Below are 25,231 nucleotides of genomic sequence, written 5' to 3' on the forward strand. Positions count from 1 at the left end.
CGACGGGGCGATGTCGGCTTGCTCATCGGCGCGGCACCCGGTGCGCTGGTCAGTGCAGCGTGTGGGTGCTTTCGGTCGGGGTCATCTCGCTGATGTAGCTGACGTTCATCAAGGCCGCCTGCGTGCGGTCGCCGTCGATGTTTTGCACAGGGCCCACGGGCACGGCGCTCATCAGGCCAAGCCGGGTCATCCACCGGCTAAAGGTGGCAGGCACGATGCCCAAAACGTGGCTTGCGCCCATGGCATAGGCGGCACCGGCCATTTGGTTCATGAGCATACGTTGCACGGCAATGCGGCGCTGCGCGGGGACCGCGCTGGTCAGGAAAAGGCGGGTCGCTTCCCAGATGTCATCGCGGACGGGCGCTTTGAAAAACAGCACGTCCTGCGGAATGTCCGGCAGCATCCCGAGCTGCGCATCGCGCAGCATGTAGCTGTATTGCGCGCAGGTCGAGGTGGTGGGCATCAGACGCACACCGCCCATGACCTCTCCATACTCGTGCAGAACGATCCAGCGCGCGCGGGGCGTGTCGTACTGGTCAAACTCCATCCCATCAACCTGAGGGAGATCCCATTGCTTGTCATCGATAAAGATTCGGCGTCGGGCCCGGAGGAAATTGACGAATAATTCACCGTGCTGATGCATGTTCAAAAACGACAAAGTTGTGGCGCGCATGTACGGATTGGCCCGGGCGAGGGCCTCTGGGCTGTAGGGATCAGGTTCAGCCGCTTTGGGGCCAAGGAGTTTACGGGGGAAACGATTATTTTTAATTTCCAACGCTTTAGCGTCTTGTGGCGTCAGTTCGGGAAGAACATCCTGCCAAGATTTCCCACTGAAGCTCCGTCCTTGCAGACTCATGTTTGACCTCGAAAATTCGCTGTAAAAATAACTCTTATCAAGAGGGTAACCTCTAGTTGCACGAAATGGCCATACTTATGTCCCATTTCCGGGTGTAGATGGGGGGAAGATCGCGTCTAACATGTGCGACGATGCCGAAATGCAACATGTTAAGGGCGTTTGTCGGCAGAATGCTGACATTCAAGCAGCCGACCGAAGAAAACGAGAGCGATGTCGCAGGAAAAAGTAACATACGGGCCGATTCATACGCCGCATCTCGCTGACGCGATCAAGGTGCAGCAGATGCGGGATTATTCCCAAGTCGGCGTTAACCTGTTTTGGCAGCGGCAAATGATATTTGCGGCGGCCATTTGCCTGTCCGCTTTTTACTACGAGCTTTGGCTGTCGATCACGACGTTGATCTTTATCGCGATTTCCGAGACCTTTGACTACCTTCTCTTCCTGCGCATCACCCGGTGGCGCGGGCGCAGCCCCCGTTTGGCGCGGTTGTTCATGAACCGCATCTACATCGGGACGGTGCTAAGCGCCGGGGTGATCAGCTATTTCGCGCTTGGGATTGCGCTTCAGCAGGGGGCGACGACCCATTTCCTGCCGCTGTTCTTCCTATTCGCGGCAGCGCTTTTTGCGTCGATGAACAACCATCATATCCTGCCAGTGTTGATGCTGCGGCTTGCGATCTATGGGGCGACGTTCCTGTTTATTCCAATCTGGGACATCGTCCGCACCGGGGCGAGCATAGAGTCTGAGCTCTGGACCCAGTTGTTCACCGTGGTCTTCGTGCTTTATTTCATCGTCGATTGCTCGCGTATCTTCATGAAAATGTACCGCACCAACCTGCGACAGTTGGAAGAGTTGAAAGCAGAGCATGAGAAAACCAAGATCGCGTTTAAGGTAAAAACCGAATTCGTCTCGACCATCAGCCACGAGCTGCGCACGCCGATGACGTCGATCAAAGGGTCGCTCGATATGGCCTGCGCAGGGGTTCTGGGTGAAATGACCCCGCAGATGGAGAAAGTCTTGAAGATCGCGCAGCGCAATTCGGCGCGGCTCACGTCGATCATTAACGAGATTCTCGACCTGCAAAAGTTCGAGGCGGGCAAGGTGAGCTTTGATATCGAACCGCTTGAAGTGCAAACGATTATTGAAGACGCGATTGAGCTAAATCAGTCTTTTGCGGGTAACTTGGGTGTGACGCTGCGCTATGCCAAGCCCTCGGATGCGGCGGGTATCGCCACCGATGAAAAACGCCTGCAGCAGGTGATGTCGAACCTTCTGTCCAACGCGGCCAAATTCTCGCCCGCGGGGTCGACGGTGAAGGTCACCTCCGTTAAACACGATGACAAGGTGCGGATCAGCGTGATTGACGAGGGGATCGGCCTTGCGGAATCCGAGCGGGAGAAGGTCTTTGACGAATTCTCGCAGATCGACTCGTCTGACCAGCGCGCCGTGGGTGGCACCGGTCTGGGCATGAACATCTCCAAGCGGATCATCGAAGCCTTGGGCGGTCAGATTGACTACTTCAAAAACGCGGGCCCCGGCACGACGTTCTATATCGATATGCCGTTGGGCAATGGGTCCGGGCGCGAGTTGGCGCATGGGATACATGTCAAAGATATGGTCAACGGGGACGGGCCGATTGGCGATGAAGAGCCTGAGAAACCCTCCGGGGATCGGGCCGCAGCCTAGGTCTACGGCGGCCCGGCCCGTCTTTAGTGCCCGATGACCTTCGCTTCCGCGCAGCACTGCTGTGCGTATTCCATTTCCAGCGTGCTGTGGTGCAGGTGGTAGCGTTCTGCCAGCGCCGCTTTGATCTGGTCCCGGATCCCGGCAGGCGGAGCTTGGGTTTCTGCCGTCAGCACCACATGGGCATCCACCGCCGCGGCGTGTTCATCCATCATCCAAAGATGAAGATGGTGAACAGAGGCGACGCCGGGAATGTCTTTCATCGTAGCGATCACCGCATGGGCATCAATGTCAGGTGGGCTGCCCAGCATCAGGATACGTACAACGCCCGGCATTTCGGTGAAGGATTGCCAGAGGATATAGCCCGCGATGAGCAAGGTGGCTGCCGGATCAACCCAATGCCAGCCAAAGAGAATCACGGCGCTGCCCGCCACGATCACGGCGACTGAGCCGAGCGCATCGGCCAGATTGTGCAAAAAGGCGGTCCGGATGTTCACGCTGGACTTCGACAGGCGGTAGGTCAGCGCCGCCGTGCCCAGGTCAACCAGCAGCGCGATACCTGCGACGACAACAATAATCCACCCTGCGACGGGGGAGGGATCATAGAACCGCAGCACTGCTTCGTAGACAAGATAGAGGCCGATCACGATCAGGGTCGTGTAATTGACCAATGCGGCCACCGCTTCAATCCTGCCATAGCCAAAGGTCATTTGCGCATCTGCCGGGCGGCGAGCGATCTTGCGCGCGGCAAAGGCGATGATCAGCGCGATGGCATCGCTGAAATTATGCAGGGCATCAGCAATGAGCGACAGGCTGCCCGCGACGATCCCGCCGATGACTTGGGCCACCGTCAGGGCGATGTTGATCCCCACCGCGGCGGCGACCTTGCCGTCGCCGCTTTCGGGATCAACATGGTGATGATGTCCGTGCCCCATTATGCCACCCATTGCCAAGCCAGGCCCGCGAAGATGGCGCCAACAAAGGCAAAGGCTAGGTAGGCGGCAAAGACATGCGGTTTGACCAGCGCCCAGACTGCGATGGCCGCCGGGATGCAGCTTACTCCGCCTGCGATGACAAAGGACATGGCCGCGCCTTGGGTCATGCCTTGGGCCAGCAGCGCGTCGATCAGGGGCACGGCGGCATAGCCGTTGAGATAGGCCGGAGCCCCCACCAAAGCGCCGAGGATGATCGGCATGACTCCGGTGCCTCCCAAGACATTGGCGATCCATTCTGCGGGCACATAGGTCAGCATGAGGGCTTCGACCACATAGGCGAGGGTCAGCCATTTGACGAGGAACAGCGCGTTGGTCAGAGCCGTGTCGTTGAAACTTGCCCGGCGATCGGCGTGTTGCCAAAACTTCCAGACCGGTGCGCCGGAAAAGGGTTTGGCCGACGAACAGCAGCTGCTTCTCGCGGGCTGGGCGCGCAGCGGATCATTAAAGAGCGGGGTCCGCGATAGGGCCAAGACGGTGAAGCCACCGAACATGCCGACGCCAAGTGCTGCGATGGTTTTCGCTACGGCAAAATCAAAGCCGAGCGTGCCAGAGGTAATCGCGAACATGGCCGGATCCATCAAGGGGGAGGCGAGCCAGAAGGCCATCACCGCACCCAGCGGGGCGCCAACGGCGAGCAGGGCGGCAATAAAGGGGATCACCTCGCAACTGCAAAAGGGCGACAGCCCGCCAAGGGCGGCTGCCATGACCACCATCCGGGCCGGATTGCCCTCAAATGCGCGGGCGAGCAGGCTCTCGGCGCCGCTGGCTTTCAGGTAGGCCACGGCCAGCACGGCGAAGGCGATGAACGGGGCGGTGCCCAAAAGCGCCTCGGCGGTAAAGATAACGGTCGGCACGACTTGCGGGGGATCCAGGAGGGCGATGAGGGCAAGAAGAGCCAAGGTGATGCCCCAAGCGCCTTTCAAGAACGCCAGTCGATGGAGCACGGGAGGGGATTGCGTGGTTTCAGCCATGATCATGCTCCGTACATTCGTTGATTGCGTCTGCGCAGCATTCGGTGAGCAGGAAATTCGCCAGCGCCCGCACTTCTTCATAGGCGACGGCGGCGCAGATGGTGCTGCGGCCTTGTTTTTCCTGTTTCACCAACCCGGCAGAGGCCAAGAGTTTAAGATGATGTGTCAGGGTCGAGCCGGTCACCCCGGTGCGTTCGCCCAGCGTGCCGATGCTCAACCCCGCTGATCCGGCGCGCACCAGCGTGCGCAGCACCAACAGGCGTTGTTCTGATCCAAGTGCTGCAAAGCTGCTGGCAGCGAGGGTAAGGGCGGGGGTTGCGGATTCTTGTTTCATGATTCTAGAAATATAGAAACGTCAACGCGATGCAATCTTTATTTCGATAAATATCGAAGTGAGCACCCGCGGCCCTTTATCTTTCGGCCCTACCGCTTATCTCCTCCTCATGAATGATATCCGAGATGATCTGGCGGCCTGCCGCCTTTGTGCCGAGCGTTTTGCTGTGACGGCGACACAGCATCGCCCGCGGCCCATCGTCTGGTTCAAACCCGGCGCGCGGCTGCTGATCGCCAGCCAAGCGCCCGGCAAACGGGTGCATGAGGCGGGGAAGCCGTTTTGGGATATGTCAGGCACCCGTCTGCGCAACTGGTTGGGGCTGGATGAGGCGACATTCTATGACCGCAACCGTGTTGCCATCGTGCCGATGGGCTTTTGCTTTCCGGGCTATGACGCCAAGGGCAGTGACCTGCCGCCGCCGCGTATCTGTGCGCAGACATGGCGCGAACCGGTGCTTGAGATGCTGCCCGACCTGCGTCTGACGGTGCTGATCGGGGCCTATGCGATGAAATATCACCTCCCCGGATTTCGCAATGTGACCGAGGCCGTGGCGGGGTGGCGCGATCATCCGCCGGGGGTCTTTGCCTTGCCTCATCCGTCTTGGCGCAATACCGGATGGTTGAACAAGAATCCCTGGTTCGCGGAAGAGGTCTTGCCCCGTCTGCGCGCCGCCGTGTCCGAGGTGATGAATGACCGAGCCCCAAACTGACCCCAAGACAGCCCGGCTGATTGAGCCGACCCCGCTGGACCAAGCCCATGCCACGATGATGGCCGCCCCCGAAGACGACGCCGCCCGCCTGCGCTTTTACGAGCGTATCGCGGATGTTGAGCTTTTCATGCTGTTGGAGGATGAGCCGCAGGGCGATCAGATCAGCCCGGTGTTGTTTGAAGACAGCTATGTCATGGTCTTCGACCGCGCCGCGCGGCTTTCGGCCCATGTGGGGGAGGCGTCCCCGTATGTGGCGCTTTCAGGCCGGGCGATTGCCGCGATGTTGGAAGGGCAGCCGTTGGGCATGGCGGTGAACATCGGTGTGGCCCCGTCGGAAATCCTGTTGCCTGCCGAGGCGATGGACTGGCTGCGCAGCACCTTGGCCCATGCGCCGGGCGAGGTGGAGGCAAGCATCGACCGGGTGTTCCCGCCTCAGGGCCTGCCCGAGACGCTGATCGCCGCGATTGATGCAAAATTGGCGACGGCCACCGGCATGGCGGCAGGCGCGTTCCTTGTGGGGGTCGAATATACCGGCGGCGGGCGCGGGCATCTTCTGGCCTTCGTCGGGGCGATCCCCCGCGCGCAGGATGCGCTTGTGCGGGCGGCGTCCGAGGCGTTGACCTTTTCGGGCATTGAGGCAGGCGCGATGGACGTGGGTTTCTTCGGCCCCAATGACCCGGTGGTCGAGAAACTGGCCCGCGTCGGTCTGCGCTTTGACCTGCCGCAGATGGAGCCCTTGCAGAATACGCCGCGTATGGCTCCGGGGAGCGATCCGGCGAAACCGCCGAAACTGCGTTGATCTTTTCAATGGGCAAAGAAAAAGGCGGGCCGGGTTTTCACACCCACCCGCCTTTTTTAATTTCAAGAAGCGGGTCTTAGCGGCGGCGGTCGCGCCGTGCGCTCATCGGCTGGAAGGCGACGCCGACATGGGCTTCGCAATAGGGTTTGCCCTGCTGCACAGGCAGGCCGCAGAACCAGAAATCGTCTGTCGCAGGGTCACCCACGGGCCATTTGCAAGTCCGTTCAGTCAGTTCCATCAGGCCGATCTTCTTGGCTTTCTTCTCGACTTCGCTGACCTTGGCGAGCGCCTCTGGGCTGATCTCATTGGCCGAAGGCTGCGGTGGCAGCGGTTGGCCTGCGGGGATGATCTGTTTGCGCGCGGGCAGGTTGGGCTTGGGCGCCGGGGCTGCGGCGGGCTCTTCGGCTTCGGGCGCAGGGGCGGCTTCGGCCTCGGGTTCCGCTGCTGGCTTGGCGGCGGGCTTTGGCTTGGCCTCGGCCTTGGGCGCTGCGGGCTTGGCTTTGGGCTCTGGCTTGGCGGCCGCTGCGGCGGCGGGTGCCCCTGCGGTGCGGTTCGACAGGCCCAGACGGTGCACCTTGCCGATCACGGCATTGCGCGTCACCCCGCCCAGTTCTTTCGCGATCTGGCTGGCGGACTGGCCTTCGCCCCACATCTTTTTCAGTGTTTCTACGCGCTCATCAGTCCAGGACATACGGGGTTCCCCAGTTAAAAAGCGGCCCCATAGCCCGGACCGCTTTGTCAGTGTATCGGCCCCCATTTTATCTTCTGGGGCCGCAGGTGCAAGCGCCGATGCCCCTTGAAGGCGGCGCGTTGCGATTGGGGCTTTACGTGGGGGATGAAGGGCGGCTATGCAAGGGCCATGATCAAATGTGCCGCATATTCCATCCGACGACGCTTCGTTCGATAAACATGGCGCCCTTTAGGGGGCGGCGTGATGGCCTGATCTGGCAGCAGACATGCTGCACCCTTTCAAAAACAACCAAATCCCATTGACCCTGCGCCAGCCCCATGCCCTTTTACCGGCGTGACGCGGCCCTCTTTCAAGGACAAACAGATGATCCCTTCCGTTCTGCCAACCTACAATCGCGCCCCTTTGACCTTTGTCAAAGGCGAAGGCACATGGCTGATCGAGGCGGATGGGCGACGTTTTCTCGACCTTGGCGCGGGGATCGCGGTGAACGCGCTTGGCCATGCGCATCCAGCGCTGGTGAAGGCGCTGACGGATCAGGCCCAAGCGCTGTGGCACACGTCAAACCTTTACCACATCCCGCAGCAAGAGGCGCTGGCTGACCGGCTGGTGGCCGAGACTTTTGCCGACACGGCGTTCTTTTGTAACTCGGGCACCGAGGCTTGCGAGTTGGCCGTGAAGATGGCGCGCAAGTATTTCTATGACGCGGGCCAGCCCGAGCGGGTTGAGATCATCACCTTCAGCGGGTCGTTCCACGGCCGTTCCTCTGCCGGGATCGCCGCAGCGGGGTCTGAGAAAATGACCAAAGGCTTCGGCCCGCTGCTGCCGGGTTTCGTACATCTCGACCTTGGCGACAGTGACGCGCTGGAGGCCGCCATCACCGATAAAACCGCCGCCATCATGGTCGAGCCGGTTCAGGGCGAGGGCGGCATCCGCGCCGTGCCTGACGCGGAATTGCAGCAGATGCGCGCGCTTTGTGATCAGCACGGGCTGCTTTTGATCTTTGACGAGGTGCAATGCGGCGTGGGCCGGACCGGACGGCTCTTTGCCCATGAATGGGCCGGGGTGACACCCGACATCATGATGGTCGCCAAGGGCATCGGCGGGGGCTTTCCTCTGGGCGCGGTGCTGGCAACCGAAAAGGCCGCCTCGGGCATGACCGCTGGCACCCATGGGTCGACCTATGGCGGCAACCCGCTGGGCTGCGCCGTGGGCTGTGCGGTGTTGGATGTGGTGGCAGATGAGGCGTTTCTGGCCGAAGTGAACCGCAAGGCCGGGTTGATGCGTCAGCGCCTTGAAGGGCTGGTGGCCGAGCATCCCGAGGTTTTTGAAGAGGTGCGCGGCACCGGGCTGATGCTTGGGCTGAAGTGTAAGGTGGTGAATGCCGATGTGGTCGCCTCAGGCTATGCCCATGACCTAATCACCGTGCCCGCCGCCGACAACGTGATCCGCCTGCTGCCGCCGCTGACCATTTCTGACGATGAGATTGCCGAGGCCGTGACCCGCCTTGACGCCATCGCGCGCGCGCTGACCCCGGCCTGAACGCCATTCACCTAAATTATTCCTCGGGCACCGGAGGCCGTGGCCTTAAACCCGCAAGACAGAGACGACAGATGAACCATTTTCTTGATATCCACCAAACCGACCCCGCCGATTTGCGGCAGATCATTGACAGTGCCGCCGCCATGAAGGCCGCACGCCAAGGCCGCCCGCGCGGCGCGCCGGATGAAGATCAGCCGCTGAAAGACCACATGGTCGCGCTGATCTTTGAAAAACCTTCGACCCGCACGCGCGTGTCTTTTGACGTGGGCGTGCGTCAGATGGGCGGGCAGACCATGGTCCTTTCGGGGGCGGACATGCAACTTGGCCATGGAGAGACCATCGCCGACACCGCCCGCGTGCTGTCACGCTATGTCGACATGATCATGATCCGCACCTTCGAAGAGCAGACCCTGCTTGATATGGCCGAACATGCTACCGTGCCGGTGATCAACGGGCTGACCAACCGCACGCACCCCTGCCAGATCATGGCCGACATCCAGACCTTTGAGGAACACCGCGGCCCGATCAAGGGGCGCAAGGTGGTCTGGTCGGGCGACGGCAACAATGTCTTTGCCAGCTTTGCCCATGCGGCGAAACAGTTCGAATTTGATCTCGTCTTTACCGGCCCTGAGCCGCTGGACCCTGAAGCGGCGCTCGACGGGCTTTATACCGTCGAACGCAATCCGCAAAAGGCTGTTGAGGGGGCCGATCTGGTGGTGACCGATACATGGGTCAGCATGCATGATCCGCAATCGGCCCGCGAACGGAGGCACAACCAGTTGCGTGGCTATCAGGTGAACGACGCGCTGATGGCGCTGGCGAAACCTGACGCGCTCTTTATGCATTGCCTGCCTGCGCACCGCGATGATGAGGCGACAAGCTCGGTCATGGATGGCCCGCATTCGGTGATCTTTGATGAGGCCGAGAACCGTCTGCACGCCCAAAAAGCCGTCATGCGCTGGTGTCTGGGGGCATGAGCGACGGCCCCCGCATCGTTGTCGCGGGCGCGGGGGCGATCGGTTGTTTCATCGGCGGGTTGCTGGCCGGGGCGGGGCATTCCGTGACCCTGCTGGCGCGGCCTCGTATTCAGGCCGAGATCCGTACCCACGGGCTGACGTTAACCGATTTTGGCGGCATGGCCCGTTACCTCTCGGCAGATGATCTGACCCTCGCGAGCGATGAGACCTGCCTGCGCGATGCCGATATCGTGCTGGTCACGGTTAAATCGCGCGACACCGAAAACATCGCCCGGCAGATCGCCCGCCACACGGCGCAGGGCGTGCAGGTCATCAGCTTGCAAAACGGCATGGGTAACCGGGCGATTTTGGCGCAACACTTGCCGCAGCATGATTTGCGCGCGGGGCTGGTGCCGTTCAACGTCGTGGCCATGGGGCAGGGCTGCTACCACCGGGCAAGCTCGGGCGATCTGATGATCGAGGCGGGCCCGGCTGATCTGGCTGCGCGACTGTCACTGTCGGACCTGAAGGTAGAGGAACGCGCCGATATCACCGCCTTGCAATGGGGTAAGTTCCTGATGAACCTCAACAACGCGCTGAACGCGCTAAGCGGTTTGCCGTTGCAGGCCCAGTTGCAGGATCGGGCATGGCGGCGGCTGATGGCCGATCAATGGGCCGAGGCGCATGCCATTCTGCGGGCAGAGAAGATCCGCCCCGCCATGTCCACGCCAATCCCGGCGCGTCTGGTCCCGGCGCTGTTGCGCCTGCCGACACCGCTGTTCACACGCATCGCCTCGGCCATGTTGCAGATCGACCCGCAGGCGCGGACCTCCATGGCGCAAGACCTTGCCGCGCGCCGCCCGACCGAGATCGACGCGCTGCAGGGCGAGGTGCAACGGCGCGGGCAGGCGCTTGGCCGGGCGACGCCAGTGACGGATATGGTGCTGCGGGTGATGGGCTGGGCTGAGCTTGCGGGCGAAGGGCTGCCGCATTTGCCGGTCTCCGCCCTGCGGGCCGAGATGGCAGCAGGGCAGAACCAGCGGAAAGGGTGAGGCGCAGGCGCGCCTGACCTTAGTTCACGAGGGTATTCAAGATCCAAAAGACGATGCCAGACAGCAGCGCCGCTGCGGGCACCGTAATCACCCAAGCGGCGACGATGGTCATGAAATGCGACCGGCGCACCAGCTTGCGGCGACGGCGCTCTTCCTTGGCGATGCGTTTCACTTCGTTGGTCTGGCCGCCGATACGGCGCAAGCGCCGTTCCATATGCCATTCACGGTAGAACCCCACGCCAAAGACCCCGCCCACCGCGATATGCGTCGAGGAGACGGGTAGGCCCAGCCAGCTTGCCACGATCACGGTGATCGCCGCTGAAAGGGCCACGCAATAGGCGCGCATCGGGTTCAGTTTGGTAATCTGGCTGCCAACCATGCGGATCAGTTTCGGCCCGAACAGGAACAGACCAAAGGAGATGCCGAAGGCGCCGATGATCATCACCCATGTCGGGATGCTGACCTTATCCTCAAAGCCGCCGAACTCTGTCGCATGCACGATCGCCGCCAGCGGCCCCACCGCATTGGCCACGTCATTGGCCCCATGGGCAAAGCTGAGAAGGGCAGCAGAGAGCACCAGTGGCAGACCGAAGAGCGTTTTGACCGAGCGGTTGCGGTTCTCCATCCCCTCGGACGCGCGGCGGATCAGCGGGGCGGAGATGGCATAGACCACCAACCCCGTCACCAGCCCGATGATCAAGGCCATCGGCATGTCGATGCTGATGATTTTCTTAAGGCCCTTCAGCGCCAAATAGGCCGCAAAGACCCCGGCCATCAGACCCACGAGCACCGGCACCCATGTGCGTGCGGCGGCGATTTTATCGTCTTGGTACAGGATCCGTGCCTTGATGAACGCAAGGAACATCGCCGCCACGGCACCACCCAGCACGGGCGAAATCACCCAGCTTGCGGCTATCATGCTCATCGAGCTCCAGTTCACCGCGCCGAGGCCCGCCGCCGCGATGCCAGCACCCATGACGCCGCCGACGACCGAATGGGTGGTCGAGACCGGCGCGCCGACCCATGTGGCAAGATTTACCCAAAGCGCGGAAGACACCAGTGCTGCCATCATCGCCCAGACAAAGATGCGCGTGTCGGCCACGCTGGCCGGGTCGATGATGCCCTTGGAGATGGTCGAGACAACATCGCCCCCCGCCAGCAAGGCACCGGCGGATTCGCACAAGGCCGCAATCACGATCGCCCCGCCCATGGTCAGCGCATTGGCCCCCACAGCGGGGCCCATGTTGTTGGCCACGTCATTCGCGCCGATGTTCACTGCCATATAAGCGCCAAAGATCGCCGCCGCGATCACGACAAAGCTAGAAGGCTGATGCCCGAAGAAGACCGCCGCGACAGCACCTGCCACCACGATAAAGGCCAGCGCAATGCCCGGCGCCACGAGGGGACGGGCGACATAGGTCGCGGCCAGTTCGACTTGCGAAATGCGGTTGAGGTCCTTGTCCAGCGTCTTCCACTGGCTGCCCTGCGGTTCCGTTGCCATTCCTGTATGATCTCCCAACGATCCTAACGTTCAGCGGGGGGTGACATAAGGCTATCGAGGGCGCAAGTCACCCTGTCACAAAATTGTAACATCCGGCGAGCGGCGGCATTGGGGGTGGGAGAAGGGTAATGGGGCACCGAGCAGAGGCCCGGTGCCGCTAGACTTTAGTGAAAGGCGGTCAAGATTGCTTTAAGATCAGGCTCATCCACCAGTTCGGATGCCTCCTGCGGTGTGAACCACGCGCGCTTGCGCATGCCCGCTTCGGGGTATTCCTCGCTCAGATCGCGCACGCGGGTGAGGTAGACCTGTGTGGTCACGGGCACGGTCAAGCCTTCGCCGAGACCCTTGTCATAGTCGAAAATGCCCATCGGATCGGATTCGATGTCGGCTTTTGTCACCCCGGCCTCTTCCCACGCTTCTTGCAAGGCGGCTCCGGCACCGTCCAACCCGTCGATCGGCCATCCTTTGGGCAAAATCCAGCGGCCCGTGTCACGGCTGGTGATCAGCAGCACCTTTTTGCCTGCCTCGGACTCGCGGTAGCAAAGGGCCGCAACCTGCACGCGGCGGGGACGTTTGAAAATAGGAAGGACCATATCCTCCCAAGCGCGTCTAAATACTTGTGTCATTACAGAACTATGCCTCGGTCGGGTGTTTTTCTTGTTATCCTCGCATTATATAGTGTTCCCGAACGCAAATCAAACTGCGGCGCGCCGGATCGGCGGGCTTGGCAGTATGACCGGCTAGAAATGAGGCATGTACGATATGGCAACTGGCACGCAGGCGGACGGGGGCGCGGCACGGGGGGCAGGCGCCGATATCGGGGTATACGGGCTGGGCACCATGGGCTCGGCACTGGCGCTGAACTTGGCCGACAACGGCTTTACCGTGGCGGTGAGCAATCGTGAGGCTGAGTGGATCGCGCCTTTTCTTGACGAGGCCGGACCGCTGGCCGAGCGTCTGATCGGTGCCGAACGGCTGGAAGATTTCGTCTCCGCCATCGCCCGTCCGCGCAGCATTCTGTTCATGATCCCCTCCGGCGCGCCGGTCGATGCGATGATCGAGACGATCAAACCGCTGTTGGATGAGGGCGACACCCTGATCGATGGCGGCAACGCCGATTTCCACGACACCCGCCGCCGCAGTGCCGAACTCGAAGGCACGGGGCTGCATTTCGTGGGCATGGGCGTGTCGGGCGGGGAGGCCGGGGCGCGCAATGGCCCGTCGATGATGGTGGGCGGCAGCGAACATTCGTGGACCCAGTTCAAACCGATGGCCGAGACGATTGCCGCCCATTTCGAAGGCTCCCCCTGCGTGGCGCATCTGGGCCCTGACGGGGCGGGGCATTTCGTCAAGACGGTGCACAATGGCATCGAATATGCCGACATGCAGATGATCGCCGAAGTCTACGGCCTGCTGCGGGATGCAGGCGGGCAGGGCGCGGTAGAGATCGGCAACCTTTTCGCCGACTGGCGCAAGGGGCCGCTGAATTCCTATCTGATCGAAGTGTCGGCGGCCGCGCTTTTGTCAGTCGACACCCAAAGCGGCACGCCGATGGTCGACGTGATCCGCGATCAAGCGGGGCAAAAGGGCACTGGGCGCTGGACCTTGATCGAAGCGCTCAAGATGGGGCAATCGGCCAATACCATCGAAGCCGCCGTCGGCGCGCGTGGCTGGTCGAGCGAAAAGGTCGTGCGCGAGATGGCCGAACCGCTGCTGCCCGAGGGCGTGCAAGATGCGCCACTGCCCGAGGTGGCTGATCTGGAAATGGCGCTTTTGGCCGGGCGGATCATCGGCCACGCGCAGGGCTTTCGCATCCTTACGGCGGCGTCGGAGGAGTTTGACTGGTCCCTCGACATGGCGCGTATTTCCGAGATTTGGCGGGCGGGCTGCATCATCCGCTCGGCGCTGTTGGACGAGTTTGCCGACGCTTTCCGGGGCGAGTTGCCGGGCGGGCATCTGATCCTTGCCCCCGCCATGCGCAAACGGCTGGAAGAGAGCATCCCGGCCCTACGCCGGGTCGTGGCGGCGGGTGCATTGTTGGGCGTGGCGCTGCCTGCACTCTCGGCAGCTTTGGCGTGGTATGATAGCATGCGCCGGGCGCGCGGCACGGCCAATATGATTCAAGCGCAGCGGGATTTTTTTGGCGCGCATGGGTTCGAGCGGATAAGCGAAGATGGGAAATTCCACGGGACGTGGACGCCTCTGCCGTAGGGGTGCTCACGGGTCCGGCATCAAGCCGCAGGCGCCGGACCATCGCCTGCTCGCCCGGTCGGGAGGCGATTTAGCAATGGGCGGAACACGACTAAAAGCCCACCCATGGTTGCGCCATAAAGTGGCATGAAGATACCGTAGCATTGCCACCCCGCGGGCAGGCGATGGAACTCGTCACGCCTTAGCGAACGGGTCCACCGGATAGCTCACATGCGCCAGATAAAGCCCCTGTGGCGGGCAGACCGGCCCGCAGGCTGCACGGTCCTTTGCCGCAAGCGCCGCACCCATATCCGCCACGCTCCAAGAGCCCGCGCCGACACGCTCTAACGAGCCGACGAAGCTGCGCACCTGATTGTGCAGGAAAGATCGCGCGCGCACGTCGAAATGATATTCCGTTCCGGTCATGGTCTCGACCTGCGAGACCTGCAAGCGGTCCAGTGTTTTCACCGGGCTTTCCGCCTGACAGACGGTTGAGCGGAAGGTGGTGAAATCATGTTTACCCACCAAGAGATCCGCCGCCGCCTGCATCGCCTCTACATCCAAGCCATGTTTGATCTGCCAAACCAGCCCCGCCTGATGCACCGCCGGGGCGCGGCGGCTGAGGATGCGGAAGTGATAGCGCCGCTCAAGCGCCGAGAAACGGGCGTGGAAATCATCGGGGGCCAGTACGCAATCGGTGATCGCAATGGGCTGCGGTTTGAGGTGATAATTCAGCGCCTCGCCCAGCCGGAAGGGCCGCCAGTCGCGGGCCATGTCGCAATGGGCGACCTGCGCCAGCCCATGCACGCCGGTATCGGTGCGCCCGGCGGCGGCGATGGTATGCGCGCCTGGCTCCAACTTGGCCAAGGCGGCCTCGATCGCGCCTTGTACTGTGGGCTGGTCAACTTGACGTTGCCACCCATTGAAGGGCGCACCGTGGTATTCGATTTTCAAGGCATATCTGGGCATGGACGGGGCATTAGCGCGGGCGGGCGCTTCTGGCAATCCCCGGCTGCCGACCCTATGTTAACGGCAAAGACAAAGGGACGGGCGCAGCTTTGGGTATCACAGGCATTGCCGACGGCATTTGGCGGCAGTTTGAGAATGTCACCGACACGGTGGGCGAGACGTTTTTCGAGCCGGTGATCCGGCTTGGGGTCACGGGTCTTGCGCGCTCGGGTAAGACGGTTTTCATCACCTCGCTGGTGGCGAACCTGCTGGACCGGGGGCGGATGCCGGGGCTGTTGGCGGCCTCCGAAGGGCGGATCGAGGCGGCGTTTTTGCAGCCACAGCCCGACGATACCGTGCCGCGTTTTGACTATGAGAACCACCTCGCCGCGCTGACCGGCAAGACGCCGCATTGGCCGGAAAGCACGCGGGCGATCTCGGAATTGCGGCTGTCGCTCAAGGTGCGGCCCAATGGGCTGCTGGCGGGGCTTCAGGGGCCGCGCACGCTGCATCTGGATATCGTGGATTACCCCGGCGAATGGCTGCTTGATCTGGCGCTGATGGATGTCACCTACGCCGAATGGTCGGCGCAGGTGATTGAGCGCATCGCCTCGCGTGAGGAGGCGGCGAGCTACCGCGCGCTGGCCGAGCAGACCGACCCCCATGCCGAGTTGGAAGAAACCACTGCCCGCAGGCTTGCCGACAGCTTTGCCGACTACCTGCAAACTGCCCGCGCCAATGGCTATTCCGACTGCACGCCGGGGCGGTTTCTGCTGCCCGGTGACCTTGCAGGCTCTCCAGTGTTGACCTTTGCACCTCTGCTCGGTTCGGACGGGGCACCGCGTAAATCGCTGATCCGCGAGATGGCGCGGCGGTTCGAGGCCTATAAGAAACAGGTGGTGCAGCCCTTCTTCCGGGATCATTTTTCTAGGATCGACAGGCAGGTGGTGCTGGTCGACGCGCTTGGCGCGATCCACCAAGGGCCACGGGCGGTCGAAGACCTGCGTGGCGCGATGGCCGATATTCTGGGCGCCTTCCGCCCGGGGACAAACAACTTCCTGACCAGCTTGCTGCGGGGCAAACGGGTTGAGAAAATCCTGTTTGCGGCCACTAAAGCCGACCACCTGCACCACCGCCAGCATCCACGGTTAAGCGGCATCATGCAGGCGCTGATCCGCGACGCGCGGGACCGGGCGCAATACGCAGGCGCGGGCACGCGGGCGATGGCCATCGCCAGCCTGCGGGCCACGACCGAAGACGTGATGACCCATGGCGGAGAGCAACTTGACGTGGTGCGCGGCACGCTGCTGAACGATGATGAAACGCGCGGGCGGCAGGCGGCTTTTTACCCCGGTGAACTGCCCGAAGACCCGGCGCATTTGCTGACCCCCGCCCGGCAGGGCGCGCAGGAATGGCTGGGGGCGGATTACCAGATCATGCGTTTTGCGCCGGCGGTGTTGGACCTGCGCCCCGGCGACGGCCCGCCCCATATCCGGCTCGACCGCGCGGCGGAGTTTTTGATCGGGGACAGGCTATGACCGCGGTGCTGACCCGCCCCGCCACCCTGCGCCCGGCGCAACCCCTAGACGCGGGTGCCGTGGGCGGCATCATGAGCGATTTTGCCCGCGATACTAAATGGTTGCCGCGCATTCATACGGCAGCTGAGGATATTGCCCACGCAGACGCAATGATCGCCCGCGGCTGGGTCACGGTGGCCGAGCAGGCAGGCCGGATCGCCGGATTCGTGGCCTGTGAAGGCGGGGAGTTGGATGCACTTTATGTGTCGCAGGCGGCGCGGGGACGGGGCATCGGATCGGCCTTGTTGCGAAGGTTAAAGACGCGCCATAAGACACTGACTTGCTGGACATTTCAGGCCAATGCAAAGGCCATCGCTTTCTACCGCCAACATGGGTTTGCCGAAACCGCCCGTGGCGATGGCAGCGCCAATGACGAAGGGCTGCCCGATCTTACATTGCACTGGCACGGGGAGGCCGCCTGATGGCCCGGGGACCGATCCTGTTCGACCTAGAAGAAGACGCCAAGCCCCAGCCCTCGGTCGCCGACGCGCCGGCCGTGCCTGAGTTGGACGTGGAAGCGCCGCCGCCCAAGGGTCAAGCGATGCAGATCGCCGCACGGCTCGCGGCGCGCAAACCCTCGCGGCTGGTGCGGATGTTCTGGGCGCTGGCCGGGGCGCTGGTGACGGCGCTGGTGTCGATCGCGGCTTGGACCTTTGTGACCGACCTGATGGCACGCTACCCACTGCTGGGCTGGGCGATGACGCTGCTGATTGGGGCGTTCTTGCTGGTGCTACTGCTGCTGTCCCTGCGCGAAATGGCAGCCTTTGGGCGGCTGGCGCGGCTGGACGGGCTGCGCCACGACGCGGGCGAGGCGCTGGCGCAGGGGGATTTGGTCGCCGCACGCAGCGTGACGGATCGGTTGGAAACGCTTTACAAACACCGTGAAGACACCCGCTGGGGCCGCGACCGGCTGACCGAACTGCGCGGCGATCAATTCGATGCCGAGGCGTTGCTGGGGCTGGCCGAGAGCGAGGTTCTGGCCCCCCTAGACCGCGCCGCCACCCGCGAGGTTGAGGCCGCCGCCCGGCAGGTCGCCGCCGTCACGGCGTTGGTCCCCTTGGCGCTGGCTGATGTGGCCGCGGCGCTCAGCAGCAACCTGCGGATGATCCGCCGCATTGCCGAGATCTATGGCGGGCGTTCGGGCTTTTTCGGCTCGTGGCGGCTGACCCGCGCAGTGCTGTCGCATTTGGTCGCCACCGGGGCCGTGGCGGTGGGTGACGACCTGATCGAGCCGCTTTTGGGGGGCTCCATCCTGGCCAAGCTGAGCCGACGTTTTGGCGAAGGGCTGGTAAATGGCGCGCTGACAGCTCGGGTCGGGGTGGCCGCGATTGAGGTCTGCCGCCCGCTGCCCTTTGCCCGCGAAAAACGCCCCGGCGTGCGGGGCATCGTCAAACGTGCGCTGACCGGGGTGTTTGGCAACGGCTAACGGATCAGGCCGCTGCGACCGCCTCCCGCACGGCGCGCAGCGGGTGCTGTATCAGGCCGGGCCAAGGTGAGACCTGCAACCCGGGGGCATAGCCCCACCGCGCGGCCTCCGGCGCCTGTGCAGCCGTCATCTGCGGAACCCCGGTATAGCTTTGGTTGCCATCCGCGATCCCTTCGGGCAGCGCCGCTTCGGAGAGGTCAATGAAACGCGCGATCCGGCGCAGGGCGCGGGGGGCGTCGGCGACGATATCCTCGTAGCGCAGCACCATCACCGCATGGAGATAGGGCAGGTCGCCCATCATCTGCGCTTGTGCCGCGATCCAGTGATCGATCAACGCTTGCGGCGGGGCATCTACCCATGCGGCGACGGAGGCCGCGACCGCCTCTGGGTGGCGCAGGACCACGATGAACTGCGACATCGGAAAGAGGTGCTGCATTAACCGCATGCGGGTCAGGTTCACCGGCGATTTCTCGACCCGCCAGCGCAGGTCCGGGGCAAACCACGGCGCCCAGTCCTGCGTCAGCCGGGTCCTTGTCTCCAAAGTGTTGAGCGGGTGGGCCTCGGTCAGATGTTCCTGTGGATTGGTGGCGAAATGCATGGGCCGCCCAGATTGCGCCGTATGGGGGATGGCCCCTTGCAGGTAGACGCCTTCATTCTCGGGCGCTGCCGATCCGGTGATGCCACCCGCGCCGGGCAGGGCATTGGCCAGCCGATTGACCAACGACGTGCCAGAGCGGTGCAGCCCGCCGATGAACAGATAGCGCGGAGGGGTCTGGGAAGGCATTGGCAGGCTCTGATTGGGGCTGGGCAGGGTACAGTGGCTAGAAGCTAGGACCGCCATGCCCGTCGTCGAGAAATGTTTGCATTAACATTTGTTATCGGAACGGAGGGGGCGCGAGGGGGGTCACCTCTCCATAAGGAGACCCGCTCATGTTCATTTGCCACATTGCCCTCGGGGGCTGCCTCACGGCGCCGACAGTCAACTATGGCGTGACCGAAGATACCGGCGGTCACATCGCCTATATCTTGGGGGCCGCCCGCGCGCAGGCGGCACGGGGTGATGTGGATGCAGTGCAGATCGTGACCCGCGCTTTCGATGAGCCGGCGCTCGGGGCGGTTCACGCCCAGACCGAACAACAGGTCAGCCGCAGCCTGTCGATCCGGCGGCTTTGGACCGCGCAGCGGGGGTATCTGAGCAAAGAAAACCTCGCCGCGGAGATTCCCGCACTGGTGGATGCTTTTCTAGAGGATTTGGCGCAGGCGCAGCGGTTGCCGGATGTGATCCACGCGCATTTTGCCGATGCGGCGCAATTGGCACTGGCTGCGCGCGCACGGTTCGGCATCCCGGTGATCTATACCCCGCATTCGCTGGCGCTGAGCAAATCGGGGCCTGCAGTAGATACCGACCGGATCGCGGCGGAACGGCGCGCGCTGCAAGAGGCGGATGCGGTGGTGCTGTCTTCGCGCGATGAGGCAGAGGTGCAGGTCGCAGCCTATGGGGCGGATGCGCAGGCGCGGGTGCACCGCGTCTCTCCCGGCGTTTCGCTGCGCCGCCCGGCAGAGGCCGGGGCAGGCCGCGCCTTGCTGGCCGAAATGCTGAGCGATCCTGACCGCCCGACATTGCTGGCCGTGGCGCGCCCCGTCGCCCGCAAGAATCTTGCGACCTTGGCGCGGGTCTATGCGGGCAGCCCTGCGCTACAGGCGCGGGCGAACCTTGTGATCCTCGCCGGGCAGCACGGCGATGCGTTACAGGCGAATGCAGAGGCCCGCGCGGAACTGCTCGGCCTGCGCGAGACGCTCGAGGTGCCAGCTTTGCGGGGCAAAGTGGCATTGCCGCCGAGCCATACACAGGGCGATGTGGCCGCACTTTATGACCGCGCGGCGCAAACGGGCGGGGTTTTCGTGAACCTCGCGCTGCATGAACCCTTTGGCCTGACCATGTTGGAGGCGGCCTCGCATGGGTTGCCGGTGGTGGCGACGCAAGAGGGCGGGCCTGCTGATATCGTGGCGGACCTTGGCCATGGCATTTGTGTGCCGCCCCGCGATGTGGAGGCGATAGAGGCGGCGCTGTTGAAGCTTTTGGACGAGCCTGCGTTCTGGGCCGAGGCTGCACAAGCCGGGCGTGCTCATGTCGGGCGCTACGATTGGTCGAGATGGGCCGAAGAAGTCCAGCATATCTGCGAGGATATTTGCAATCCCGCGCCAGTAGCGGCGCAAGCGTCGGTCATGCTGGCCAGCGACATCGACAACACGCTGACCGGCTGCGCGCCTTCTGCTGCTTTGTTCAATGCATGGATCGCCCGTGACCGTCCGATGTTTGCCGTGGCCACGGGCCGCAGTCTGCCGGAGGCCCGCCGCATCCTGCGCGATTGGAACCTGCCAAGCCCGCGTGTTTTCATCACCTCTGTCGGCACTGAGGTCTATCTGCCCGATGCAGAAGGACGGCTTTGTCTGGATGAGCGTTTCGCCCAAAAACTCGACGCCGGATGGCAGCGCGACCGGGTGGAGCGCGCGCTGAAGGAGTTTGGCTTTAACTGGCAGGCACGGGTCGAACAGCGGCGCTGGAAGCTCAGCGGTTTCGGCGACATGCGCACCGCGCGCCGGTTGGAACGCCATCTGGCACGGTGCGGCGTGGCGGCGCAGATCGTGGCCTCCCACGGGCGGCTGATCGATGTCTTGCCTCTGGCCGCGGGCAAGGGTCCTGCGGTCTGTGCCGCGGCGCGGCGGTTGGGCATGCCGATGGACCGGGTCGTGGTGGCCGGGGACAGTGGCAATGATTTCGATATGTTGCAGGCCGTGGAGGATGGGCCGGGCCGGGGCATCTTGGTCGGCAATGCGATGGACGGGCTGCGCGAACGCCTGAGCGGTAGGCGGCTCTACCATGCCCGCGCGGCCCATGCGGCGGGGGTTTTGGAAGGGCTTGAAACCTTTGGTTTCGCCCTTAACGCGATGGAGTCGCCGGTCAAGATGGTGGCGCAATGACGCGGCCCATCGGTTACTTCGTCCACCATCAGGGCCGGGGCCATGCGGAACGTTGCGCCGCAGTGGTCAACGCGCTCCCGGAGAGCCAGCCGGTGACCGTCTTTTGCGCCAAGCCCGATACCTTTCCCGCCTTCACCCGGCAGGTTGAGGTTATTGCCTTGCCGTCGCTCTTTGAGCCCACAGGAAACGAAGACATCAACGATACCACCAACGCGCCGGATACGGTGCATTGCGCGCCGCTCGGCTGGCCGGGTATTCGGCAGGCCATGGCGCAACTGGCCTCTTGGTTCGCCAGCGCCAACCCGGTGCTGATGATCAGCGATGTATCGGCTGAAGTGGCCCAATTGGCACGGATCTGTTCGGTGCCACATGTCAAAGTATTGCAACACGGTCTGCGCAGCGATCCGGGGCATCAGGCGGCCTATGACGGGGCAGTCGGACTGCTGTGCCCTGCCGCAAAGGCGCTGGCGCAGCCTGATTGGCCCGCGCGGCATATGGCAAAGACGCATTTCGCAGGGGGCTTGGGGGTCGACGTAAAACGCCCCGATCCGGCGGGGCGCACGATGTTGCGCGAAAAACTTGGCATCGCACCGGATCAGCGCATGGTGGTTGTCATGTCAGGCGGGGGCGGCACTGGATTTGCCTCGGCGCCCTTTGGCATCGCGGCGCGGGCGCTGCCTGAGACGGCATTCATCACCATCGGTCGGATGGCGCGGGATTGGCACGCGACCGAACCTGCGAACCTGCACCATCACGGCTGGGTCGATAACGCGGCGGATTATCTGGCGGCGGCGGATATGGTCGTGGCCTCGACAGGCAATACCACCTGTCATCAGATCCTCGCTGCCGAGACGCCGTGGTTGGCCGTGCCGGAGTGGCGCTATTTTGATGAACAGATCGAAAAGGCCGCGGCGCTGCACCGCGCGGGGGCGGCGCATCATCTGCCGCATTTCCCATCCTCTGCCGGGGCGTGGCGCGCGGCGATCCAACGCACCTTCGATACCCATGACCCGGCCCTGCAGCGCGGCTTGGTCGATGAAGGTGCCGCAGCTGAGACCGCCCGTTGGCTGACCGGTCTGACCGATCAGTTACTTTCAAAAACATCCAAAGAAACCGGAGATTTACATGACGTCGTTCACCCCATCCGTGCCTGAAAACACCACAGTCAGCGCGCTGACGCTTGCGCGGGGGCGGGCGACGCATCTGCGCAATGTGATCCTTGGCCTGACCCGTCAGACCCGGCAGCCGGATGAACTGGTTATCGGGGTCATGCAAGACACGCTTTATGACGATCTGCCACAGACCGATTTCCCGATCCGGCAGGTGCTGGTCACAGGCCGCGAATTGCCGCTGTCACGCGCGCGCAATACCGTCGCGGCAGAGGCCATGGGCGATTGCCTTGTCTTTCTCGACGTGGATTGCATTCCGGCCCCAGAGCTGATCGCCGACTATATGGGCTATGCGGTGCCGGGAAACGGGCTGATCATGGGCGAGGTCAATTACCTCCCCGCGGGCACGGCGACCGAGGGATGGAGCTATGACACGCTCAAAGCGGTGGCTGTGCGCCATTCCGACCGCCAAGGCCCGCCCGCAGAAGGGCTGAAGCGCTGCAACGATTACCGCTGTTTCTGGTCGCTGAACTTTGCGATCCACCGCGAAGATTGGGACCGCTCCGGCGGGTTCGACGAACGTTTCACCGGCTACGGGGGCGAGGATACCGACTTTGGCCGCGAGTTGGACGAACGCGGCGTGCCGATCCATTGGGCGAAGGGGGCGAAGGTCTTTCACCAGCATCACCCGCATTGCATGCCGCCGATCCACCACATCCCGTCGATCCTACGTAATACCGAGATCTTTGCCGACAAATGGGGTCACCGCACCATGAACCACTGGCTTACCGCCTTTCGCCTGATGGGGCTGGTGGGGGCTGATGGCGATGCGCTGGTGCAGCTGCGCGAACCGGATGCGGATGATTTTGCGCTTTGTGAGCAGCAGTCAGACCAGCCCTATGCCAATACCGCGCGTGTGCTGCGCCACCTCCGGGGCGAAGAGCGGATCGCGGCGGAATGACCCTGCGCATCGCCATCGTCGGCCATATTCGGCACCCCATCGCCCCGCCGTTCAAGGGCGGGATGGAGGCTTTTACCCATAGCCTTGCCCGTATGCTGGCCGAGCGGGGCCATGACGTGACCCTATTGGCCAGTGGCGATAGTGCAGCGGGCTTGCCGCCGGGGGTCAAACTGCTGCCGATTTGCGAAACGCATTACGACGCACGCTTTCCGTGGCATGAGTTTCACGGCACCGATGCGCTGAACGACCACCTCGATGCCTGCTATGCCCGCGCCGCGCGGCTGCTGCTGGAGGGGCGCTTTGACGTGGTACACAACAACGCGCTGCACCGCTACCTGCCGCGGCTCTCGCGGGCAGAACGTCTGCCGACGGTCACTTCGTTGCATATTCCACCCTTCAAGGTGCTGCGCGGCGCGCTGATGGATGGGGCGGCGCCATGGCATCTGTCTTCTGTCGTGTCGGCCCGGCAGCGCGGCATCTGGTGGCCCGAGGGCGCGCCGGAAACGGCGCATGTGGTGCACAACGGGATCGACCTTACCGAATGGCCCCAAAGCGGGCCGGGCGATGGCAGCGCCGTCTGGGCCGGGCGCATCACCCCGACCAAGGGCACCCATCTGGCGGCAGAGGCGGCGCAGATCGCAGGGGTGCCGCTGCGCATCTACGGCGTGGTGGAGCATCAGGACTACTTTAACGATATGGTAAGACCGCATCTTTATGACGATGTGGCCTATGTTGGGCATCTGAATACACAGGCTCTTGGGCGGGCCTATGGCAGGGCGTCGGTGGCGCTTTTCACCCCGCAGTGGGAGGAACCCTTTGGCCTCGCGGCGGTAGAGGCGATGGCGACGGGCCTGCCAGTGGCGGCAACGCCGCATGGGGCGGTTGAAGAAGTGTTGGGCGAGGCGGGCGTTGTTGCTGTGGATGACAGCCCCGTGGGCTTGGCTAAGGCACTGCGACAGGCGCTCGCGATCCCCGCCGAGGTGCCGCGCGCCCGTGTGGCGCGGCTGTTTGATGCGCAGGCGATGGTGACAAAGTTTGAGCGGCTTTATCACGCGGCCCTAGCGCAGGGCGACGCGGTGGTGCCGCGCAGAACATATCCGGCGATTGCCCTGCATGTGGAGGGTGCGGATCGGCCTCTGGCAGAGGCAGGTTAAAGGGCCGCTTCGGACTGCGGCATATAGAGGTAGGCAGGCTCGAACTGGCCGACCTTATGTAGCCCCGCGCGGTCATGGATCAGCAGTTTGCCGCCCGTTACGGCACAGCAGCCATGTTCGCGCAATTCGCGCAATGTTCGGCTGACATGCACCGAGGTAAGGCCGGTAGCATCGGCGATGTCGGTCTGGCGCAGGCTGAAGGGCAGGCTTTGACGCTCCATACCGTAGGCGGCCGACATGCGGGCATCAAACTCGCTTAGGAAATTCGCGACCCGCGCGAGCGCGCGCATGGCACTGTTGCGCATCACCCAATGGCGGTGGATGGAGGCATCGACCAAAGTCATGAGCCAGAGTTTCCGGGCCATTTCAACATCGCCATTCAGCAGTTCGCGCAGCGGATCATGCGCGATCATCGCGACCCGCGTATCGGTTAGTGAAATGACATCATGGTCCAGCTTTTTAAGCGGAAAAGCATGAAGATCGACGAACTCTCCGGGGAACTGCAGGGCGACGAAGGTGCTTCGCGCGCGCTGTCCGCGGGGCACGCTGCGGGCGATCAGCCCATCCAGCAGCAACAGGCTATGATCCAAGAAATCACCCCTGCGGCTGATCACGGCGCCCGGGGTAAAATGCTTGTGCTGGGTCAGCAGCGGCGCAAGCCTCGCCCATTGCGCATCGCTTAAATGGTCCACCATGCCAGAGGGCTTTACGGACATATCGTTGTAAAAGGTGTCGTTGATCGTCACACGTAGGTCTTTCGCCCATTAAAAATAACGCGGGTCCTTAAATGCAGGGTCC

The 25,231-nt window shown here is 63.0% G+C and carries 24 protein-coding genes; 14 read left to right on the plus strand and 10 right to left on the minus strand.

Features of this window, described 5'->3' with window-relative positions; translation table 11 throughout:
- Window positions 1-49 precede the first annotated feature (49 nt).
- Window positions 50-673 (minus strand): acyl-homoserine-lactone synthase, encoded by a 624-nt coding sequence (locus O4H31_RS06805; protein ID WP_269344147.1) that lies wholly within the window; start codon window positions 671-673, stop codon window positions 50-52.
- 393 nt (window positions 674-1,066) lie between these two features.
- Here O4H31_RS06805 and O4H31_RS06810 point away from each other — a divergent pair, with 393 nt between their 5' ends.
- Window positions 1,067-2,542, plus strand: coding sequence for a sensor histidine kinase (locus O4H31_RS06810; protein ID WP_269344048.1), 1,476 nt, complete (start codon window positions 1,067-1,069; stop codon window positions 2,540-2,542).
- A gap of 23 nt (window positions 2,543-2,565) precedes the next feature.
- On the opposite strand, the gene O4H31_RS06815 is transcribed toward O4H31_RS06810, so the two are convergent.
- From O4H31_RS06815 to O4H31_RS06825, 3 genes are read right to left on the minus strand one after another with little or no spacing between them, the layout of a single operon-like run.
- Window positions 2,566-3,474, minus strand: coding sequence for a cation diffusion facilitator family transporter (locus O4H31_RS06815; protein WP_269344049.1), 909 nt, complete (start codon window positions 3,472-3,474; stop codon window positions 2,566-2,568).
- The gene (locus O4H31_RS06820) at window positions 3,474-4,505 is read right to left on the minus strand and encodes a permease (protein ID WP_269344050.1); all 1,032 of its coding nucleotides are present in this window, start codon (window positions 4,503-4,505) and stop codon (window positions 3,474-3,476) included. Before O4H31_RS06820 ends, O4H31_RS06815 begins: the two co-directional genes overlap by 1 nt.
- Entirely contained in the window at window positions 4,498-4,839 is a 342-nt protein-coding gene (locus tag O4H31_RS06825; protein WP_259981992.1) for an ArsR/SmtB family transcription factor, read from the minus strand. Before O4H31_RS06825 ends, O4H31_RS06820 begins: the two co-directional genes overlap by 8 nt.
- Window positions 4,840-4,948: 109 nt before the next feature.
- Between O4H31_RS06825 and O4H31_RS06830 the strand changes: the two genes are divergently transcribed.
- Both O4H31_RS06830 and O4H31_RS06835 read left to right on the plus strand, forming a co-directional pair.
- Entirely contained in the window at window positions 4,949-5,548 is a 600-nt protein-coding gene (locus O4H31_RS06830; protein ID WP_269344051.1) for a uracil-DNA glycosylase family protein, read from the plus strand.
- A gap of 16 nt (window positions 5,549-5,564) precedes the next feature.
- Window positions 5,565-6,347, plus strand: coding sequence for an SseB family protein (locus tag O4H31_RS06835; RefSeq protein WP_269344148.1), 783 nt, complete (start codon window positions 5,565-5,567; stop codon window positions 6,345-6,347).
- 76 nt (window positions 6,348-6,423) lie between these two features.
- Here the strand turns inward: O4H31_RS06835 and O4H31_RS06840 are convergent, their stop codons facing one another.
- Window positions 6,424-7,038, minus strand: a complete 615-nt coding sequence (locus O4H31_RS06840) for a GcrA family cell cycle regulator (RefSeq protein ID WP_209217338.1) — start codon at window positions 7,036-7,038, stop codon at window positions 6,424-6,426.
- 363 nt (window positions 7,039-7,401) lie between these two features.
- On the opposite strand from O4H31_RS06840, the gene O4H31_RS06845 reads away from it, so the two are divergent.
- The 3 genes from O4H31_RS06845 to O4H31_RS06855 all read left to right on the plus strand — a co-directional run bounded on the left by O4H31_RS06845 (window position 7,402) and on the right by O4H31_RS06855 (window position 10,585).
- Complete coding sequence (locus tag O4H31_RS06845; RefSeq protein WP_269344052.1) at window positions 7,402-8,577, plus strand: aspartate aminotransferase family protein; 1,176 nt, start codon at window positions 7,402-7,404, stop codon at window positions 8,575-8,577.
- A 71-nt stretch (window positions 8,578-8,648) separates the two neighbouring features.
- Window positions 8,649-9,554 (plus strand): ornithine carbamoyltransferase, encoded by a 906-nt coding sequence (argF, locus tag O4H31_RS06850; RefSeq protein WP_269344053.1) that lies wholly within the window; start codon window positions 8,649-8,651, stop codon window positions 9,552-9,554.
- Window positions 9,551-10,585, plus strand: coding sequence for a 2-dehydropantoate 2-reductase (locus tag O4H31_RS06855; RefSeq protein WP_269344054.1), 1,035 nt, complete (start codon window positions 9,551-9,553; stop codon window positions 10,583-10,585). Before argF ends, O4H31_RS06855 begins: the two co-directional genes overlap by 4 nt.
- 19 nt (window positions 10,586-10,604) lie before the next feature.
- Here O4H31_RS06855 and O4H31_RS06860 read toward each other — a convergent pair whose 3' ends face one another.
- Both O4H31_RS06860 and O4H31_RS06865 read right to left on the minus strand, forming a co-directional pair.
- Window positions 10,605-12,086: an inorganic phosphate transporter gene (locus tag O4H31_RS06860; protein WP_269344055.1), complete on the minus strand. Its 1,482-nt coding sequence runs from the start codon at window positions 12,084-12,086 to the stop codon at window positions 10,605-10,607.
- Between the two features lie 164 nt (window positions 12,087-12,250).
- Window positions 12,251-12,712: an NUDIX hydrolase gene (locus tag O4H31_RS06865; RefSeq protein ID WP_269344057.1), complete on the minus strand. Its 462-nt coding sequence runs from the start codon at window positions 12,710-12,712 to the stop codon at window positions 12,251-12,253.
- Window positions 12,713-12,848: 136 nt separating this feature from the next.
- Between O4H31_RS06865 and gndA the strand changes: the two genes are divergently transcribed.
- Entirely contained in the window at window positions 12,849-14,297 is a 1,449-nt protein-coding gene (gene gndA / locus O4H31_RS06870) for an NADP-dependent phosphogluconate dehydrogenase (protein ID WP_269344150.1), read from the plus strand.
- 174 nt (window positions 14,298-14,471) lie between these two features.
- Here gndA and truA read toward each other — a convergent pair whose 3' ends face one another.
- Window positions 14,472-15,245, minus strand: coding sequence for a tRNA pseudouridine(38-40) synthase TruA (gene truA / locus O4H31_RS06875; RefSeq protein ID WP_269344059.1), 774 nt, complete (start codon window positions 15,243-15,245; stop codon window positions 14,472-14,474).
- An 89-nt stretch (window positions 15,246-15,334) separates the two neighbouring features.
- Between truA and O4H31_RS06880 the strand changes: the two genes are divergently transcribed.
- From O4H31_RS06880 to O4H31_RS06890, 3 genes are read left to right on the plus strand one after another with little or no spacing between them, the layout of a single operon-like run.
- Window positions 15,335-16,762 (plus strand): YcjX family protein, encoded by a 1,428-nt coding sequence (locus O4H31_RS06880; RefSeq protein WP_269344061.1) that lies wholly within the window; start codon window positions 15,335-15,337, stop codon window positions 16,760-16,762.
- Window positions 16,759-17,223: a GNAT family N-acetyltransferase gene (locus tag O4H31_RS06885; protein WP_269344062.1), complete on the plus strand. Its 465-nt coding sequence runs from the start codon at window positions 16,759-16,761 to the stop codon at window positions 17,221-17,223. The genes O4H31_RS06880 and O4H31_RS06885 overlap by 4 nt, the downstream gene beginning before the upstream one ends.
- Window positions 17,223-18,227, plus strand: coding sequence for a YcjF family protein (locus O4H31_RS06890; RefSeq protein ID WP_269344063.1), 1,005 nt, complete (start codon window positions 17,223-17,225; stop codon window positions 18,225-18,227). The genes O4H31_RS06885 and O4H31_RS06890 overlap by 1 nt, the downstream gene beginning before the upstream one ends.
- A 4-nt stretch (window positions 18,228-18,231) precedes the next feature.
- Here the strand turns inward: O4H31_RS06890 and O4H31_RS06895 are convergent, their stop codons facing one another.
- Window positions 18,232-19,011 carry a sulfotransferase family protein gene (locus tag O4H31_RS06895; protein WP_269344064.1) on the minus strand — a complete coding sequence of 260 codons (780 nt, stop codon included), beginning with the start codon at window positions 19,009-19,011 and terminating at the stop codon, window positions 18,232-18,234.
- A gap of 146 nt (window positions 19,012-19,157) precedes the next feature.
- Here O4H31_RS06895 and O4H31_RS06900 point away from each other — a divergent pair, with 146 nt between their 5' ends.
- The 4 genes from O4H31_RS06900 to O4H31_RS06915 are packed head-to-tail and all read left to right on the plus strand — an operon-like array spanning window position 19,158 to window position 24,433.
- Window positions 19,158-21,209: an HAD-IIB family hydrolase gene (locus O4H31_RS06900; RefSeq protein WP_269344065.1), complete on the plus strand. Its 2,052-nt coding sequence runs from the start codon at window positions 19,158-19,160 to the stop codon at window positions 21,207-21,209.
- Window positions 21,206-22,363 (plus strand): glycosyltransferase, encoded by a 1,158-nt coding sequence (locus tag O4H31_RS06905; RefSeq protein WP_269344066.1) that lies wholly within the window; start codon window positions 21,206-21,208, stop codon window positions 22,361-22,363. Before O4H31_RS06900 ends, O4H31_RS06905 begins: the two co-directional genes overlap by 4 nt.
- Complete coding sequence (locus tag O4H31_RS06910; protein ID WP_269344067.1) at window positions 22,335-23,279, plus strand: glycosyltransferase family 2 protein; 945 nt, start codon at window positions 22,335-22,337, stop codon at window positions 23,277-23,279. The genes O4H31_RS06905 and O4H31_RS06910 overlap by 29 nt, the downstream gene beginning before the upstream one ends.
- Entirely contained in the window at window positions 23,276-24,433 is a 1,158-nt protein-coding gene (locus O4H31_RS06915; protein WP_269344069.1) for a glycosyltransferase, read from the plus strand. The genes O4H31_RS06910 and O4H31_RS06915 overlap by 4 nt, the downstream gene beginning before the upstream one ends.
- Here the strand turns inward: O4H31_RS06915 and O4H31_RS06920 are convergent.
- Complete coding sequence (locus O4H31_RS06920; RefSeq protein WP_269344070.1) at window positions 24,430-25,179, minus strand: Crp/Fnr family transcriptional regulator; 750 nt, start codon at window positions 25,177-25,179, stop codon at window positions 24,430-24,432. The two genes, O4H31_RS06915 and O4H31_RS06920, sit on opposite strands and share 4 nt — an antisense overlap.
- Window positions 25,180-25,231: the final 52 nt, after the last annotated feature.

The sequence above is a fragment of the Sulfitobacter dubius genome (assembly GCF_027214245.1).
GTDB lineage: Bacteria > Pseudomonadota > Alphaproteobacteria > Rhodobacterales > Rhodobacteraceae > Sulfitobacter > Sulfitobacter dubius_A.